Genomic DNA, 17913 nt, shown 5'->3' on the forward strand with positions numbered 1-17913 from the left:
CAATGGTATCTACATCAAAACAATTAATACAAGATTTATTAGACCTTACTCACAAAAATTTAAATGACGTAGATAAATTTAAAAGTGAATCTATAAATTCTTTAAATTGGAAAGAGAATCTTAAAAGTTGGAGTGTCTTAGAATGTATTGAGCATCTAAATAGGTATGGAGATTCTTATATTCCAGAAATAGAAAATAAAATTAAAAATTCTAACTATAAAAGTTCAGGAAAATTTACTAGTAATTGGTTAGGAAAGTATTTTAGTAAATCGGTTTCATACAATGAAAGTTTAAATAAAATGAAAACATTTAAATCTATGAATCCTTTAAATTCTAAACTAGATATTAATGTATTAGAAAAATTTATAAACCAACAAAACCAAATCATTAAATTATTAGAAAAGGCAAAAGATGTTGATTTAGATAAAACTAAAACTGCTATTTCAATTTCTAAATGGATTAAATTGAGGTTAGGAGATTCTTTTAGAGTATTAATTTTTCATAATGAAAGGCATATAAAACAAGCACAAAAATCATTATTAAAATCTATTAGTGAGCTGTCTTAAAAAAAACTAATAAAGAATAATATAAAAAAGATAACTATTTTAAATTCTTAAACTTCTTTATACCTAAAACAAAATACTGCCAAACAATACTTGTATGTATATAGTAGTCTTGTTTTTTTGATAATTTTTTACGCTTACCTAAAAATTTAAAGAAATTTTTATAAAAACTAAAATGTGCTTTAACAATAGCCCAAGTATGTATTGGTCTTAGTTCTATCATAAATTTTATTCCAGCAATACCATCTAATATTAAGCGAGAAAAAACTACAAATAAGAACCATTTTTTTGGAACATTTTTTACAATGTTTAATAAACTATTTCTAAAGTTTAAAAATGTTTTTTGCGGATTTGTTTCTTGTAAAGTAGCACCACCAACATGGTAAACAGAAGAGGAACCGACATATTTTATATTATAACCAATATTATGAGTTCTCCAACATAAATCTATTTCTTCTTGATGAGCAAAATAATCTTCATCTAAACCACCTAATTGATGATATACTTTAGAACGAATAAATAAACATGCACCAGAAGCCCAAAAAATATCGGTTTCATCATTAAATTGATTTTCATCATTTTCTAAATGATTAAAAACACGTCCTCTACAATAAGGATACCCAAATAAATCTACATAACCACCAGCTGCACCTGCATATTCAAATTTAGATTTATCCTTAAAATCTAACATTTTAGGTTGAATAATAGCAGTGTTTTTATCTCTATTAAAAACTTCTATAATTGGTTTTAACCAATTTTTAGTAACTTCTACATCAGAATTTAAAAGACAATATACATCTGCTTTTATTTCTTTTAAAGCATCATTATAACCTTTAGCATAACCACCATTAACCTTGTTTTTAACAATTTTTACTGATGGATAAAATTCTTTAATAAATGAAATTGAATTGTCTGAAGAAGCATTATCTGCAACATAAATATCAGCTTCATTAGAGCTAAAATTTACAACAGATGGTAAGAACTGTTCAAGCAGTTTTTTTCCATTCCAATTTAATATGACTATTGCTATTTTCAAGAGAGCAAAATTACATTTTAAAAATTACATTTTTGCATAAAGTTGTCTTAATAAAAAGGGTTTTTTATTATTTGTAATTCGGAATTTCTTTTAAGAAAATATAAGTTTCGTTTTCAAAATCCATTTTGCAATAAAAATGTTCTAATCCATTTGTAACAACCAAATAATTAGCTTTTAATTTTAAATTATAACGTGCAATTTGATCAAAAGTATCTTGTGTTATTTTAATTTGTGGAGCTTTACATTCTACAATAATATCATGATTACCTTCTTTATTAAAAATTAAAATATCAGTTCTTTTTTTACGATTGTTAATTGTTAATTGTTTTTCTAGAGCAATTAATGTTGTGGGATATTTTTTTTCAGAAATTAAAAATTGTACAAAATGCTGACGAACCCATTCTTCTGGAGTTAAAACCAAATATTTTTTTCTCAAATTATCAAAAATAAGCGTCTTATTTTCGCTACTTTTGAGTTTGAATTTATAATTAGGTAGATTGAGTTTTTGCATCAATCAAAAGTAAGAAAATGAACGAAATAAGAAGTATAGTTTCAGATATTAAAAATGGTAACATAAAACCTATTTATTTTTTAATGGGTGAAGAACCATATTATATTGATAAAATATCTGATTATATTGAAGAAAATGTTTTAGATGAAGCTGAAAAAGGTTTTAATCAGCAAGTAATGTATGGTAGAGATGCAACTATAGAAGATATTGTTTCTGCAGCAAAACGTTATCCAATGATGGCAGAAAGACAAGTCATTATTGTTAAAGAAGCTCAAGATTTAAGTAGAAATATAGAAAAACTAGTTTCATATGCTTTAAATCCTCAACCAACTACAGTTCTTGTTTTTAATTATAAATATAAAAAGTTAGATAAACGTAAAAAGTTGCATAAAGCAATTGTAAAATCTGGTTTAATTTATGAAAGTAAAAAGCTTTATGAAAATCAAGTATCAGATTGGATTCGTAGAGTTTTAAGTGGAAAAAAATATCAAATAGAGCCCAAAGCAGCTCAAATGTTGGTAGAGTTTTTAGGAACTGATTTAAGTAAAATATCTAATGAATTAGATAAGTTGATATTAATTTTACCAAAAGAAACTATTATTAATGACACCCATATTGAAGAAAATATAGGAATTTCTAAAGATTTTAATAATTTCGAACTTAGAAAATCGGTAGGAGAGAAGGATATTTTAAAGGCAAATAGAATTATTAATTATTTTGCTCAAAACCCAAAGAGTAATCCATTAATAATGACAATTTCATTATTAAATAATTTTTTTACGCAGTTACTTATGTTTCATGGTTTACAAGATAAATCTAAGAGTTCTGTTGCTAAATCTTTAGGTGTTAGCCCTTACTTTGTTGATGAATATTTTTTAGCTGCTAGAAACTATCCAATGAGAAAGGTTGCACAGGTTATAGCTACCTTAAGAGATGCAGATGTAAAAAGTAAAGGAGTAGGAGCAAATCAAACTCAAAAAGATATTTTAAAAGAGTTATTATTTAAAATTTTACATTAAAAAATAAATCTTATTAAAATTAAAAATCCAATCACAATTAAGTGATTGGATTTTTTTATTAATACTAAAAACCGCTACCTGGGTCTTCTATACTCTGTGCTTGAGATTTTTGAGGATTTAAAATGAGGTAGGTTCCTAAAGCTGTTAAAGCAGCGTATTTACCATAGTTACCAATTTTTTTAAGAGCATCTTTACGTGAAATGTCTTGTTTTTTATTTTCTATATTTTTATTCATGATGTTTCTTTTTTTAATGTTATTATTCTAAAATAATTTTTTTGCTAACCTTACCAGATTCTGTTAAGATTCTTGTAAAATAAACTCCAGAAGCTAATTTTGGTAAAGAAATTTCTTTATTACCATTAGTCTCAAAAGAAGTAGTCATAACTTGTTTACCAAGTATATTAAATATAGAAACAGTAGATTTTCCTTGAGGTAAACCTATTATTTTAAGTGTAGATGCGTTTTGTTTAAAAATACTAATTGAATTTAACGTAATATCATTTACTGATAAAGCACTTTGTGAAGTGTGTAAATAAAATCTACCAACACCATTTAAAGCTTCTGTTAAAGTAATTTTATACTCGCTATTAACTTCATCTAAACGTGTAAATGTATTATTTTCTTTATCTTCAATAAAAACTTTAATTCCTGTAGGTAAGTTTAAAGTTTCTGTAGAAATTGAGATTTCAGTATTTGCAGTAGCTTCAACACCAATAGGAATTATCATAGATTCTAAATTCTGATTAGGTAATGCTTGTCTTTTAAAAGAAATTCCTTCATTATTTTCTATTAAATTCGAATAGATTCTTAAATCTGAAGAAACTCCATCAAACATACCTATATCAAATCTAGGATCTAATCCAGTTGTTTTTCCATCTAAATAATTAATAAATGTACTTTTACTGTTAGTTCCATCTGTTACTTTTAATTCAATTGAAGGATTAGAGTTTTTATAAAAAGGAATCATAGATTGATGACTTTGCATAGCTTCTGTAATTGAAGCATTTCCAGAAGAAACATTAGAATTTACAAAAAATGCTTGACCAGGGTGAATATATCCTGTTGTTAAATCATCATAAGAACTTGTAGATGCATTCCAAACATAAATTGCCTGAAAACCAGAAGATAAGTTTGAAGTATTTGTAGAAATAAATGTAGCAATATTAATATAAGAAGGGTATGGGTTACCAATCATATTCCATTTATTAACATCTTGAGAAATAGCTGTAGATACATCTGATGTAGGAAAAGTTCCTGTAAAAGTATAATTACCACTTTCAGTTCTTTTTAAAGAATATCCAACTCCATCACCAAATGTTGTAGCAGAACCTCCAGATTGAAAGTATGTCCAATGACCAGTTGTACCATCTGCAGTTCCATTTTGATAAGTAGCAATAGCTCTATTATCTGTATTAATTACACCAGTTGCAATATTATTATTAGCAACCCAAGTATCATCATATTGTTCTCCAGTAACAGGAGAAGAAACTAAATGCCAATCAGTATCACCAACATGAACATTATAGTTTATTGTACCAGCAAAAGTTGAATTAGCAATTAAAGATGCACCAGAATTAATAGTTGCTTTATTAATTGTAACAGCTGCAGAGGCTGTTGGTTGGTTTGTAACCATTGGTATGTATACATTATGTGTTGCTGTAGGCACACCTTCTGTCCAGTTAGTAGCAGTAGCCCAATCATTATCTGTAGTACCAGTCCAAGTATTTGGGTAACTTCTATCTCCACTAAAAGTTACATCTGTTGTCCCTGGATTTCCACTAGAAATACCATCACCAATTGCTTCATCAGAACGAAATGTATTAGTGTCGTTTAAGTAAGTAACAACAAATTTAAAATTGTCATTAGCTGTTATACCTATTTCAGAAAAATCTACATCAAAAGTATAAATAGCACTAGTTGTAGTTGCTGTAGGACTTAAGTTAGCAGATGTTTAATAAGTAAAATTATTTACGTTATCTAATAACCATAAACCAGCAAAATTTTGATCGAAAGCTATTGCATAATCAGCTTCAAAACCAGCAGGGAAATTTACTGTAGATCTATTTGTACCATCAAAACCAGAAACCCCTCTTCTTAATCCATCTGCAGTATCTGTAAAGGTAGATGTATTAGAAAAACCTCCAGATTTAGAGTCAATATAAATAACCATAGTATTATTAAGATCTCCTAAACCTTTGTTTAAAGTAAATGAGATTTGTGTACCATTGTCTGTTATTTGGATGTTCCCAGATCCTCCAAAAACATCTCCAAAACCAGAATTTCCATTTCCAGAATAAGTTACTTGTGCTTGTACTACAAAGCAGAATAGTAAACTAATTACTGTTAAAAAATAATTTTTTTTCATAATTTTCATTTTTAGATTAGTTAATAATTAATTTTTTTGTTTGTGTTTGATTGTTTTTATTCTTGATTTGAATAAAATAAATACCGCGCTTTAAATCTGATACTTCATAAAAATTAGATTTAATAATTTCTTTAGAGTATTGTTTTACACGTTTTCCAGTAACATCATAGATGTTAGTTTCTAAAACTTCTTTAGAAAGAGCAAAATGAGATTTTGTAGGATTAGGGTAAATTTTAAAAAGATTGTCATTGGCTATAATTTCATCTGTAGATAATGTAGCAGGACTACTAGCATAAACTCTGAATTCTCCTGGAGCTAAAGAAATATTAGCTGTAGTATTAGTTACATTTATTGTAGAGTTATCTTCTAATAAATTATACCAAGTACCTGTTTGTTGAAAAAATGGAGAAATACTTTGAGTTGTAACACCAAAGTTACCTATAATAACAACATTCTTAATTTCTGATGCAGAAGGATCTGTTAAATGAATTTTATTTAAACCGTTAGAATTACCAAGATCTAAAGTAAAATCTGAAGTTTCAAAAATTTCATACTTCTGTTTTAGTTTAATTAATTTAGACCAAGTGTCATAGATTTTTTTTCTATTGTTATCTGCTAAATAGCTCCAAAGAATAGGTTTATTCCCTGTTCTTCCATTTTGATCTATAGAAATATCATAACCTAACTCACCAAATTGCCAAATCATTTTTGGTCCAGGAATTGTAAAATAAAATGCTCCTGCCAATTCTTCTCTATCTAAAGCTGTACTTGTGTTTTTAATGTTGTAGCTTCCACTAGAATTACCAAATTGTAAGTTTCTGTACATTAAACGTTCTTCATCATGGCTTTCCATGTAACTTACATTTGCTGGCACAGACCAACCTCTGTTTTTATAAGAAATCCAAGAAAAATCAGCATCGCTACCAAAGCCCATTGTTGCTTGGTTGTATTGATGATTGTGGTTACCCCAAACCATAATTCCTTTGCCTTCATCTAATCTATAATTCACCCATTCAGATTCTTCTGTGTTTGTACCTAAATGTTCAAAAATGATATAAAAATCTGGATCAATTTCCCATTGATAATCAGCATATTCTTTTAAAACATTAACTCTATCTTGTTGATAAGCATTTGTACATGCTTCACTACCTGTACAATTTTGAGTAAATCCTTTTGTTAAATCCCATCTAAATCCATCAACTTTATATTCTTCTATCCAGTATTGAGAAACTCTTTTTACATAGTCTTTTACATCTTGTTTACTATGGTTATAATCATTAAAAACACTGTAAGAATGTCTGGCAATTGGGTTAAAAAACGGACTGTCTGTAGAAGCTTGACCTCCATAACCACCATTGTCTGTATTCCACATTCTATAATAAGGGTTTTGACCAGAAGCGTGGTTAAAAGCTACATCAATAATAACAGCAATACCTCTTCTATGACATTCGTCTATAAATTGTTTAAAAGAAGTAGTATTACCATAATATTTATCTAATGCCATATGAAAAGAAGGGTTGTATCCCCAAGATTCATTACCATCAAATTCCATTACAGGTAAAAATTCAATTGCATTAATACCTAGTTCTTGTAAATAATCTAATCTTGCTTTTACAGCATCATAACTGTGTAATTCATCAAAATCTCTAATTAACAATTCGTAAATAACTAAATCTGTTTTTTTAGGTTTAGTAAAGTTTGTAGTTTGCCAAACATAATCTGCATCACCAGTTCTTAATAAAGTAACTGCATGATTTGTTTTTCCTGTAGGATAACTTGGTAAGTTTGGATACGTAGTTGCGTTAATATATTGATCATTAGATTCAGTTAACACAACAGTAGAGTAGGGGTCTGCTACTCTTAAATTAGCATCAATAATATATTGATAAGAATAATCTGTTTGAGGAGTAAGACCTGTTAGTTCTATCCAAAAACGGTTTTTAGATGAATCTTTTTTTAGTAAATACGCATCATTAATTTCCCAATTATTAAAACTTCCAATAACATGAATAAATTCTTTTCCAGGAGCATAAAACACTAAAGTTACTTTTGTGTTATCTGATGGATTTAAATTGATTCCATCTTTCATTCCAGTTGGTATTGCAGCCTCTGTAACTGTAGGTTTTACAATTGCTTGAAAAGACGCACTTTTTGTTTCTCCATTATTTGTTGCTTCTAATACATAAGTTGTATTTTCTGTAACAGTTGGTGTGTATGAGTAAGTAGTAGAATTTGATTTTTGATTTACAATAGTACCATTTGCTTTTAAAACAAAACTAGCAGTTAAAGAAGCAGTTGCGCTTATTGGTAAAGTTTCACCTGAATTTAAAATAGTAGTAGAAGTAGTAGGAGTGTTTAATGTTATTTGAAAAGAACCAACATTAAAAATAAAATCTGAACAACCATTATCTTTCAATTCTTGACTACCTGCAGCATTTCTAAAAACCATACCCATATTGGTAATGCTTGCAGCTTCAGCGTCTGTTAAAGAATAATATGTTTTTGGTACAAAAGTAATTTCCCAACGATTGTTAGAAGTGTTTAATGTCATTTCTCCAATGCCATCATCTTGTCCCCAATTACCAACAACACTTGTTCCCCAAGCATTTGTTTCATCTCCAACACCAGAGTGTAAGTACACTTTAGTTGGGTTGTTTAATCCATTACAATCTGTTGCAGAACTATTAGCATCTAAACTAATAGTAATAGATTGTGAAATTTCAAAAGGATTTGGTGTTATAGTAACTTGACTAAAACCAATTGAAGTTAAAAATAAGAATAGTAGTGTAATTTTTTTCATAGGTTAAAATATTAAAAACAAAGGCTACCTTTTGGGTAGCCTTCGTAAAATTTTAGACTAAAATTAGTTTATAGTATAGGTTGGATTAGCGGGGTCTGAAAAATCTAAAACGAAAGAATAAGTACCAGCTACTGCTACAATATTATCTCCTCCATCATCTAAAGTACCATCTGCACCAGTATCTCCATAATTTACTGCCCAAGCTTCATTAGATCTAAATTTATATTCTCCATCTAAAAGAGTAACATTATTTAAAACCCAAATATCATCATTAGGTTGAGACCAATCTCTTGTAAAAATTGCATCAGGAGTGTTTCCCCAATCATTGTAAGCAGAACCTACAAGTCCCCATATATGATCTATAGGTTCTAAAGAATATGATAAATCATTTAAATTTACAGTTACAATATATCTACCTGCAGTAGTTACAATATTATCTCCATTTAAATCTAAAACATTATCTACACCAGTATCACCATAATTAGTTCCCCAATCATTATTCATTCTAAATTTCATTTCTCCATCTAATAATTTTACAATTCCTCTAAATTGATCAGAGTAAGAATCATAAGTAAGAGCAAAATCTGGAGAGTTACCCCAATCATTATAAGCAGAACCAACAATACCTATAGAAAAACTTTCTATTGTATAAGTTAAATCATTTAAGTTCATTAAAATTTTATAAGAACCTGCAGTTACAGCAATGTTATCTCCACCAGCATCTAAAGTACCATCTACACCAGTATCACCATAATTGTTTGTCCAAAGATTATCTTCTCTAAACTTAATTTCTCCATCTATTAAAGTTACATAAGCAACTAAAACACCAGCTGTACTTGTAGTATAGAAAGGTAAATCTGGAGTTGCTCCCCAATCATTAGCAGCAGAACCAACAACACCCCAGTTTGTAGATAAATCTAAAATACTTGAGTATGGAGTTACGTTTACTGTTTTTGGGCTAGAATCAATTAATAATTGTCCACCTACAAAACCTTGAAGTTTTAAAGATAAATCTGAAGCTGTATCTGCTTCTGCACCTAAACCTAATGCAATAGAGTTTAACTCTAAAGTAGTAAAGGTTTTTTCTAAATTATCTCCAACATCTAATGTTACTGCACCACTAAAATCTCCTGTAGCTAAATCTACTAATATTTTATAAGTAGGTGCTGCATCAAAACCAAAATCTGGTTCAGCCCAATTAGTATTTAAAGCTATAACATCTTGATTAGCTTCTAAAAGTACAATAGGTGTACTTTCTTGGATAATAAGTTCTGTTGTTGTTGCAACATCTGAGTTTATTATTACTCTATCACTTAAATCTTCACAACTGGTAAAACCAACTGATACAACTATTAGAGCGAATAACGAATTTATTATTTTTCTCATATCTTTATTTTTAGTATCCTGGATTTTGAATTAAATTAGGATTAGTTGTTATAATATTATTTGGTAAAGGAAATATGTTTCTATAAGATTCTGCACCAACACCATCTTTAGAGTCTCCTTTAAAAGGCCATAAATAAGTATCAGAAGTAAAGTAGTTGTATCTTATTAAATCTGTTCTTCTTTGTCCTTCCCAGTATAATTCTCTAGATCTTTCATCTAAAACAAATTCTAAAGTTAAATCTCCACTAGAAATATTTCCGCTTGTATTTCCATAAGCTCTTTCTCTTAATTCGTTAATTTTGGTAACAGCTAAACCTAAATCTCCAGCACCACCTCTAAGAGTTGCTTCTGCATAGTTTAAATAAATTTCTGCCAATCTAATTAAAGCTAAGTCAGTATCTACAAAATCTCCTGCAGCATCAGAACCTTGGTTTCCATTTGAATCGATGTTTTTAAATTTAGTAACTGCGTAACCATTTTCAAAAGATGGAATTTCTTCAATCTCTAAACTTTGTCCATCTTTATGAAACATTCCTCTACTGTCTCCTACAAAAGGAGTAATTGAATATGTAGAAGTATTTAAATCTAAAGTAATGAAATAAGTACCAGCAGTTGCTACAGGAATATTTTGTCCTCCAGCTTCTAAACTACCATCAGTATTATCATCTCCAAAATTATTGTTCCAATCTTCATCAAATCTAAATTTCATTTCACCTGCGTTTAAATCTGCATATAAAGCGTACGTATTAGCACCAGTTTCATACATTTCCATATCTGGACCATTCCATTGATTTAAAGTTGCATCTCCAACTAATCCCCATTTAGATAATGTACCTAAACTATTATTTAAAGAAGTAACATCTACATTAAATTTGTTAACTAGGTTTTTTGTGGTTCTAAGACCTCCCCAGCCACCATTAACACCAAAGTTGGTAGCATTCATGTTTCCACCAATTGCAGCATGAACTAAGAAAGTTGTACCACCATAAGTTTGAGATCTAAGACCATCGAAGTTTAATGTAAAAATAAAACCACTTTGAGCACCATTAGTATTATTGTCTGCTAAAAATAACTCATCATAAGCATTTCCATTTCCATTAGCATCTGTAGTATTAATAGAATAGCTAGAAGACATAACTTTACTTGAATAAGTAACAGCTTCATTGTATTTTGCTGTTCCTGTCCAAACTTCTGCATTTAAATATAGTTTAGATAATAATGCCCAAGCAGCAACTTGATCTACTCTACCATATACGTTAGAACCACTTACTTTTAATTTATCAGCAATATCTAACAATTCAGTTTCAATAAAATTAAATAATTCTGCTCTAGTTGCTTGAGAAGGTAATTCTGTAGTTACAGATGTAACTAAAGGAACGCTTCCATACAAATCCATTAAATTATAGTAAGTAAAAGCTCTTAAAAATCTAGCTTCTGCAATATAAGTTGTAACTTCTGTATCTGTTAAAATAGATGCATTATCTATAAAAGAGTTACAAAAAGAAACTTCTTGAGCTAATCTGTAATACATTGCTTCTGTAAAGTCATTACTTCCAGACCAATATAAACCGTGTAAATCTGGTAAACCTGCATCACCCCAACCAACAACTGCATGATCTGTAGTAAGTTCGTTTAAGTTGAATAACATTCTAGAGTATTGAGAAAAACCTTCATCAATATCTGCTATATCTGCTTGTCCTGCAGGACCTTGTTGTCCTGTTAAAGCTAAACTTGCATATAATTTAGCAAGTGCACCTTGTGCTTCAGTTGCATTTGAAAATACATCTTCTTCTGTAAAACTATCTGGATCAATTGGTGATTGATTTAAGTCTTCATGACATGATATTACTCCTAAAGAGAATAACATGATTACAATTAAATATTTAAATTTTTGTTGCATTTTATTTTATTTAAAAGTTAATGTTTACACCTAAAACAAAAGATCTAGGTCTTGGGTAAAAGTTATTATCAATTCCTAAATTAATCTCTGGGTCTAAGCCATCATAATCTGTAATTATTAAAACATTTTGTAAAGATCCATAGAATCTAAAAGTTGTGTTTTCCACTTTGTTTAAAGTATAACCAACAGTAATGTTATCTATTTTGAAAAAAGAAGCATCTTGTACAAAATGATCACTTAAAGCAGTTTTATCGCTAATAATAGTAAACCCACTGTTATAATAGTCTGCATGTAAGTTTGATAAAATATTGTTGTTTGTTGCATTAACCTGAACACCTTTATTAGCAGCTATATCATTATACATATAATTACCAAAACTTGCTCTAGTTTGTATTGATAAATCCCAATTTTTGTAACTAAGATTAGAGTTTAAGCCCATTAAAATATCTCCAAAAGGATCTTCATTTATGTACTTATCATCATCATTAATTTTATTATCACCATTTCTATCTACAAAAACACCTTCTAATGGCATTCCATTTGTATCATAAACTTGCTGAAATACATAAAAACTATTAGCAGTTTCTCCTTCTCTATGAACTTGTACATTATTACCAACACCAGTAGAAATTCCTCCTTGTGGTTGATCTACAGATAACTTAGTAATTGTATTATCATTTAAAGAAATATTATAGTTTAAAGACCAATCTAAATCTTCTGTTTTAATAGGAGAAGCATTAATATTAAACTCAATACCTCTATTTTCCATATCACCAATATTAGCGTTAATTCTGTTTCCAAAATTTGTAAATGGATCTACAATAGAACTAGCAATAAGGTCGCTTGTTTGTTTTATATAAGCATTAACAGAACCTGTAATTCTTCTATCAAGAAAAGCATAATCTATACCAACGTTAAATGTTTTACCAACTTCCCAACGTAAATCTTTATTAATTGGTTCTGGTCTAAATGTTTGATAAAAAGCACTACCAAATTGATAGTTAGCAGTATCTGTACTACCATTATATCTTGTTAAAAATTGGTAATCTCCTAAACCATTAATGTTTCCAATTTCACCATAACCTACTCTTAATTTTAATTCATTAAAGAAAGAGCCTTCCATAAAATCTTCTTTATGAATACTCCAAGCTGCAGCAAATGAAGGGAAAATTCCCCATCTATCATTAGGGTTTAATTTTGAAGAAGCATCAGCTCTTAAAGTAGCTGTTAAATAGTATTTACCATCATAATCATAATTTGCTCTTCCAAAGTAAGATAATAATACGTTTTTAGATTTATCTATAAACTCATAAGTGTTTCCATCTTCTTTAGCTTCACTATCAAAATTATAGTTGTCATATTCAAAAGATTGGTATGCATGACCACCAACAACAGTTAAGTTATGTTTTTCATTAAAAGTTTTATTGTAAGTTAAATAAGCATCAAAAACTTTATTATCTGATTTTTGAACAAATCTTGTTAAAGATCCATTAAAAGTTGCATCAGATGTAGGTATTTTAGAAGATGTATATTTTCTACCATGACTGTTAGAAGTATCATATCCTAAATTTACAGTAGCAGTTAAATCTTCTAATCCATGAATTTTATAATCAAATTTTGCATTAGCAACTAATCTTCTAATCTCTGCTGTATCTTCTATTAAGTTTAGTAATGCAACTGGATTTGTAGGTGCTAAATTGTTTTGGTTACCTGTACCAGCATCTAACCAAGCAAAATAACCTCCATATTGAGAATTAGCATCATATACAGATTGTGTAGGGTCAAAAGTTGCTGCACCACCTATTGCACCTCTGTCTGCAAACTGATTTTCTGTGTACATTCCTTTTACGTTGAAATCTATTTTTAAATGCTCATTAAAAAATTTAGGAGACAAGTTAAAAGAAGCAGTTGTACGTGCTAAATTATCACCTTTTAAAATTCCTTCATGTTCAGAGTATCCTATAGAAGCTCTCATTGGTACACCATAAAGGTTACCTAATGCACTAAAGTTATGGTCTTGCCCAATAGCAGTAGTATAAATTTCTTCTTGCCAATCTGTATTAGAGTTACCTAATAAAGCTATTTGACTAGGTGTTCCAATACTATTAATTAAAGTTCTAAATTGATCTGCAGACATTACATCAATTTTATCTCTTAAACTATAAACTGTAGTTTGAGAGCTAATATTGAATTTAAAATCTCTGTCTTTTCCTTTTTTAGTTGTAATTAAAATTACACCGTTTGCAGCTCTAGAACCATAAATAGCAGTAGAAGAAGCATCTTTTAAAACTACAAAAGTCTCAATATCATTTGGGTTGATAAAGTTTAATGGGTTTCTAGAACCACCAACTCCACCATTATCTAATGGTATACCATCTATTACATATAATGGTTGACTAGTTAAAGATAAAGAACCTGTACCACGAATGTTAATAGTTTGTCCATCTCCAGGAGCACCAGAACCTGCAATAACATTAACACCTGCTACTTTACCACTAATTAAAGATTGAGCAGATACTATAGGTCCTTTATTAAAATCTTTACTCGTTAATAAGTCTGTTGTACCTGTTAAATCTTTTTTCTTTACTGTACCATAACCTACAACAACTATTTCTTCTAATTGTTCTGAAGATTCTTCTAATATAACTGTTATGTTAAAATTAGAGCTAATAGTAATTTGTTGGTCTTTAAAACCTAAATACCTAAAAACAAGTACATCACCTGTTTTTACTTTATCTAAAGAGAAGTTCCCCTCAAAATCTGTTTCAGCACCTTTTGTTGTGCCTTTAACTACTACACTAACACCAGGCAAAGGTTCGCCTGTTGCTTTTTCTTTTACTACACCATTAACTGTTTGTTGAGCAAACATACTGAATGAAGTAGTTAAAAGAATTCCAATTAATAATAATTTAAATTTTTTCATGTATAATTTGTTAAATAATAACTGTAAATTTGATTTATGACTTTACAATAAATTTACATTCCACTATGTAAATATAAGTTGTAGTAGTTCATTTTCAATATGATAAAAGTCACGAAAACGGTTTCGTGTTGACAACTTTTTCATGTAATTTTTAATATTTTCAATAAATTAATACTAAAATTTGTCTTTTTAATAAATAATGAAGCAAAAAATTACAATTAAAACAATAGCTAAAGAATTAGGCGTTTCTACTTCTACAGTTTCAAAGGCATTAAAAGATAGTCATGAAATTAGTAAAGAAACAAAAGATAAGATACAAGCTTATGCCAATCTTTATAATTATAAACCAAATAGTTTAGCACTTCAATTACGTAATCAAAAAACAAAAGTTATAGGTGTTATCTTACCAAAAATTGTACACCATTTTTTCTCTACAGTTATTATGGGAATTGAAGAAGGTGCAAATGCAAAAGGCTATAATATTATAGTGTGTTTTTCTAATGAGTCTTATAAAAAAGAAGTAGAAACTCTAAAGGTTTTGTCTAATGGAAGTGTAGATGGTTTAATTGTATCTATAGCTAATGAAACCCTTAAGAATAAAGACTTTAATCACTTTAAAGGTTTGGTGTCAGAAGAGATTCCTTTGGTTTTATTTGATAGAGTAGTAGATGAAATTTTGTGCGATAAAGTTGTAGTAGATGATGTTGGAGCAGGTTATAAAGCAACAAAACATTTATTAAATAATGGTAGAAAAAAGATAGCTTTAATTACTACTCCTAAACACGTAAATGTAGGATCTTTAAGAAGACAAGGTTATGAAAAAGCATTAATTGAAGAATACATAAAAACGGATACGAATATAATAGTTGAAATTGATGAAAATCAAGATATTAAAAAACAAATAGAAACTGTTTTTAAAGATGATATAGATGGTGTTTTTGCAGTAAATGAAATTTATGCAGCTAATGCAATGAGAATTGCCAAAGAAAAAGGGTTAAAAGTGCCTCAAGACCTTTCTGTTATTGGTTTTACAGATGGTTTAATATCAGAATATTCATCACCATCAATTACAACAATTGCTCAACATGGTTTTACTATGGGTAAGCAAGCAGTAGAACTTTTAATAGAAAGGATAGATAAAGAAGCAGAAACTTATAGTCCTAAAAAAATAGTAATTTCAAGTGATTTAAAACTTCGAGAATCTACGAAACCGTCGTCGTAACTTAATTTAGGTTCCTATTTTTTACGAAACCGTCGTCGTAGATTTTGTATTTACTTTTTATAAAATTAGTAAAAATCTCATATCTTTGAATCATTAATTCGACTTTATCAATAAATTACATTCCACAAAATTTATTAATTGATAAGTCTAAACACTTATCGTAGTAATAACTAAAATAATTACGATAATGGAGAAGCATAAATTAAGCTTCTGGCAAATCTGGAACATGAGTTTCGGATTTCTAGGAATTCAAATGGGGTTTGCCCTACAAAATGCCAACGCAAGTAGAATTTTACAAATTTTTGGAGCAGATGTTCACGAACTATCTTGGTTTTGGATTATAGCACCTTTAATGGGGTTAATAGTTCAGCCTATTATAGGATATTATAGTGATAAGACTTGGAGTAAATTTGGTAGACGTAAACCATACTTTTTAGCAGGAGCTATTTTAGCATCTATAGGTTTAATATTAATGCCACAAGCAGATATGTTTATAGCTTTTCTGCCAGCTCTTTGGGTGGGTGCAGGAATGTTAATGATTATGGATGCTTCATTTAATATTGCTATGGAACCTTTCAGAGCATTAGTTGGAGATAATTTAAGAACAGATCAAAGAACACAAGGATTTAGTGTTCAAACTGCTTTAATTGGTTTTGGAGCTGTTGTTGGTTCTTGGTTGCCATATGCCTTAACAAATTGGTTTGGTGTATCTAATGAAACTTCAGAAGGAGTAGTACCAGATAATTTAATTTGGTCATTTATTATTGGTGCAGCAGCTTTAATTATTTCAATATTAGTAACAGTTACTACTACAAAAGAATACACACCAGAAGAGTTAGCAAGTTTTGATAATGATTCTGATGATGTTGAAGAAGAGAGTTCTAGTTTAATGGATATTTTTGAAGATTTCAAAAAAATGCCAACAACTATGCGTCAATTAAGTTGGGTGCAATTCTTTTCTTGGTTTGGACTTTTTGGAATGTGGGTTTTTGCTACACCAGCAATAGCACAGCATATTTATGGTTTACCTCATACAGATAGTAGTAGTACAACTTATCAAGATGCTGGAGATTGGGTTGGTATTCTATTTGGAATTTACAATTTAGTTTCTGCTTTTTATGCTTTTGCATTGCCTTATATAGCAAAGAAAATTGGTAGAAAAAGAACACATTCTATATCATTAATAATTGGTGGTTTAGGGCTTTTATCAATTTATATTATGCCAAACGAAAATTGGTTAATAGTTTCTATGATAGGAGTTGGAATTGCTTGGGCAAGTATTTTAGCAATGCCTTATGCAATTTTAGCAGGATCTATTTCTGCAAAAAAGATGGGAGTTTATATGGGGATTTTTAATTTTTTCATTGTAATTCCTCAAATTATTAATGCCTTAATTGGTGGTCCATTAGTAAAATACGCTTATAATAATGAAGCCATATTCGCTTTAATTATTAGTGGATTTAGTTTCTTAATTGCTGCAGCTTTAGTCTACAAAGTAAAAGATGTAGATGATGTAGTAAAATCAAATTAAAATGAAAAAAGGATTTATATTCGATTTGGATGGTGTTATAGTAGACACTGCCAAATATCATTACTTAGCTTGGAAAAAATTAGCTAATGAATTAGGTTTCGAATTTACAGTAGAACAGAATGAATTATTTAAAGGCGTTAGTAGAAAACGTTGTTTAGAAATTCTATTAGATATTGGTAAAAGAGAAGCAACACAAGAAGAATTTGATACTTGGATGGTTGAAAAAAACGTAGACTATTTAAAGTATATAGAAAATATGGATGCATCAGAGATTCTTCCAGATGTACCTAAAGTATTACAATATTTAAAAGAAAATAATATTCCAATTGCTTTAGGGTCAGCAAGTAAAAATGCACAACCTATTTTAGAAAAAGTTGGTTTGTTACCTTATTTTGATACAATTGTAGACGGAAATAATGTTACAAAAGCAAAACCAGATCCAGAAGTTTTTCTTCTAGCTGCAAAGCAATTGGGAGTAAAACCAGAAGATTGTGTGGTGTTTGAAGATGCAGTTGCTGGTGTTGAAGCTGCAAATGCAGCAAAAATGATAAGTATAGGTATTGGAGATAAAAATGTGTTAACAGAAGCAAATTCTATTTTCACAGATTTTACAGAAATCAATATCGATTTTATTAAAAATTTAATAGAGAATTAAA

Annotated in this window: 14 protein-coding genes; 5 read left to right on the forward strand and 9 right to left on the reverse strand. The window is 29.1% G+C overall.

All coding sequences use genetic code 11. The features are described from left to right. Positions 1-2: 2 nt before the first annotated feature. Positions 3-566, forward strand: a complete 564-nt coding sequence (locus MPF13_RS05745) for a DinB family protein (RefSeq protein ID WP_249981377.1) — start codon at positions 3-5, stop codon at positions 564-566. A 34-nt stretch (positions 567-600) separates the two neighbouring features. Here the strand turns inward: MPF13_RS05745 and MPF13_RS05750 are convergent, their stop codons facing one another. Both MPF13_RS05750 and MPF13_RS05755 read right to left on the reverse strand, forming a co-directional pair. After that, positions 601-1599 carry a glycosyltransferase family 2 protein gene (locus tag MPF13_RS05750; protein WP_249981378.1) on the reverse strand — a complete coding sequence of 333 codons (999 nt, stop codon included), beginning with the start codon at positions 1597-1599 and terminating at the stop codon, positions 601-603. A gap of 67 nt (positions 1600-1666) precedes the next feature. Continuing rightward, positions 1667-2110 carry a type I restriction enzyme HsdR N-terminal domain-containing protein gene (locus MPF13_RS05755; protein WP_249981379.1) on the reverse strand — a complete coding sequence of 148 codons (444 nt, stop codon included), beginning with the start codon at positions 2108-2110 and terminating at the stop codon, positions 1667-1669. 17 nt (positions 2111-2127) lie between these two features. On the opposite strand from MPF13_RS05755, the gene holA reads away from it, so the two are divergent. After that, on the forward strand, positions 2128-3129 hold the full coding sequence (gene holA / locus MPF13_RS05760; RefSeq protein WP_249981380.1) for a DNA polymerase III subunit delta: 1002 nt from the start codon (positions 2128-2130) through the stop codon (positions 3127-3129). 64 nt (positions 3130-3193) lie between these two features. On the opposite strand, the gene MPF13_RS05765 is transcribed toward holA, so the two are convergent. The 7 genes from MPF13_RS05765 to MPF13_RS05795 form a co-directional block, all read right to left on the reverse strand. Beyond that, positions 3194-3364: a hypothetical protein gene (locus MPF13_RS05765; RefSeq protein WP_249981381.1), complete on the reverse strand. Its 171-nt coding sequence runs from the start codon at positions 3362-3364 to the stop codon at positions 3194-3196. Positions 3365-3386: 22 nt separating this feature from the next. Next, the gene (locus MPF13_RS15650; RefSeq protein WP_249981382.1) at positions 3387-4796 is read right to left on the reverse strand and encodes a DUF8693 domain-containing protein; all 1410 of its coding nucleotides are present in this window, start codon (positions 4794-4796) and stop codon (positions 3387-3389) included. A 285-nt stretch (positions 4797-5081) separates the two neighbouring features. Next, a complete protein-coding gene (locus MPF13_RS05775) occupies positions 5082-5495 on the reverse strand; it encodes a hypothetical protein (RefSeq protein WP_249981383.1) in 414 nt (137 codons plus the stop codon). 16 nt (positions 5496-5511) lie between these two features. Then, the gene (locus MPF13_RS05780) at positions 5512-8295 is read right to left on the reverse strand and encodes an alpha-amylase family glycosyl hydrolase (RefSeq protein WP_249981384.1); all 2784 of its coding nucleotides are present in this window, start codon (positions 8293-8295) and stop codon (positions 5512-5514) included. 63 nt (positions 8296-8358) lie between these two features. Then, a complete protein-coding gene (locus MPF13_RS05785) occupies positions 8359-9681 on the reverse strand; it encodes a SusE domain-containing protein (RefSeq protein WP_249981385.1) in 1323 nt (440 codons plus the stop codon). A 10-nt stretch (positions 9682-9691) separates the two neighbouring features. Then, the gene (locus MPF13_RS05790) at positions 9692-11581 is read right to left on the reverse strand and encodes a RagB/SusD family nutrient uptake outer membrane protein (protein WP_249981386.1); all 1890 of its coding nucleotides are present in this window, start codon (positions 11579-11581) and stop codon (positions 9692-9694) included. 10 nt (positions 11582-11591) lie between these two features. Then, a complete protein-coding gene (locus tag MPF13_RS05795; protein ID WP_249981387.1) occupies positions 11592-14504 on the reverse strand; it encodes a SusC/RagA family TonB-linked outer membrane protein in 2913 nt (970 codons plus the stop codon). 199 nt (positions 14505-14703) lie between these two features. Between MPF13_RS05795 and MPF13_RS05800 the strand changes: the two genes are divergently transcribed. From MPF13_RS05800 to pgmB, 3 genes are all read left to right on the forward strand, one after another. Then, positions 14704-15726: a LacI family DNA-binding transcriptional regulator gene (locus MPF13_RS05800; RefSeq protein WP_249981388.1), complete on the forward strand. Its 1023-nt coding sequence runs from the start codon at positions 14704-14706 to the stop codon at positions 15724-15726. A gap of 187 nt (positions 15727-15913) precedes the next feature. Further along, complete coding sequence (locus MPF13_RS05805) at positions 15914-17257, forward strand: MFS transporter (RefSeq protein ID WP_249981389.1); 1344 nt, start codon at positions 15914-15916, stop codon at positions 17255-17257. A gap of 1 nt (position 17258) precedes the next feature. Continuing rightward, positions 17259-17912: a beta-phosphoglucomutase gene (pgmB, locus tag MPF13_RS05810; RefSeq protein WP_249981390.1), complete on the forward strand. Its 654-nt coding sequence runs from the start codon at positions 17259-17261 to the stop codon at positions 17910-17912. Position 17913: the final 1 nt, after the last annotated feature.

The organism is Polaribacter sp. Z022 (assembly GCF_023555495.1).
Lineage (GTDB): Bacteria > Bacteroidota > Bacteroidia > Flavobacteriales > Flavobacteriaceae > Polaribacter.

Bases quoted from the DNA above. Each gene is read 5' to 3' on its own strand.
- MPF13_RS05745 (WP_249981377.1), top strand. From the start codon at position 3: ATGGTATCTACATCAAAACAATTAATACAAGATTTATTAGACCTTACT.
- MPF13_RS05755 (WP_249981379.1), bottom strand. From the start codon at position 2,110: ATGCAAAAACTCAATCTACCTAATTATAAATTCAAACTCAAAAGTAGC.
- holA (WP_249981380.1), top strand. From the start codon at position 2,128: ATGAACGAAATAAGAAGTATAGTTTCAGATATTAAAAATGGTAACATA.
- MPF13_RS05765 (WP_249981381.1), bottom strand. From the start codon at position 3,364: ATGAATAAAAATATAGAAAATAAAAAACAAGACATTTCACGTAAAGAT.
- MPF13_RS05775 (WP_249981383.1), bottom strand. From the start codon at position 5,495: ATGAAAAAAAATTATTTTTTAACAGTAATTAGTTTACTATTCTGCTTT.
- MPF13_RS05780 (WP_249981384.1), bottom strand. From the start codon at position 8,295: ATGAAAAAAATTACACTACTATTCTTATTTTTAACTTCAATTGGTTTT.
- MPF13_RS05785 (WP_249981385.1), bottom strand. From the start codon at position 9,681: ATGAGAAAAATAATAAATTCGTTATTCGCTCTAATAGTTGTATCAGTT.
- MPF13_RS05790 (WP_249981386.1), bottom strand. From the start codon at position 11,581: ATGCAACAAAAATTTAAATATTTAATTGTAATCATGTTATTCTCTTTA.
- MPF13_RS05795 (WP_249981387.1), bottom strand. From the start codon at position 14,504: ATGAAAAAATTTAAATTATTATTAATTGGAATTCTTTTAACTACTTCA.
- MPF13_RS05800 (WP_249981388.1), top strand. From the start codon at position 14,704: ATGAAGCAAAAAATTACAATTAAAACAATAGCTAAAGAATTAGGCGTT.
- MPF13_RS05805 (WP_249981389.1), top strand. From the start codon at position 15,914: ATGGAGAAGCATAAATTAAGCTTCTGGCAAATCTGGAACATGAGTTTC.
- pgmB (WP_249981390.1), top strand. From the start codon at position 17,259: ATGAAAAAAGGATTTATATTCGATTTGGATGGTGTTATAGTAGACACT.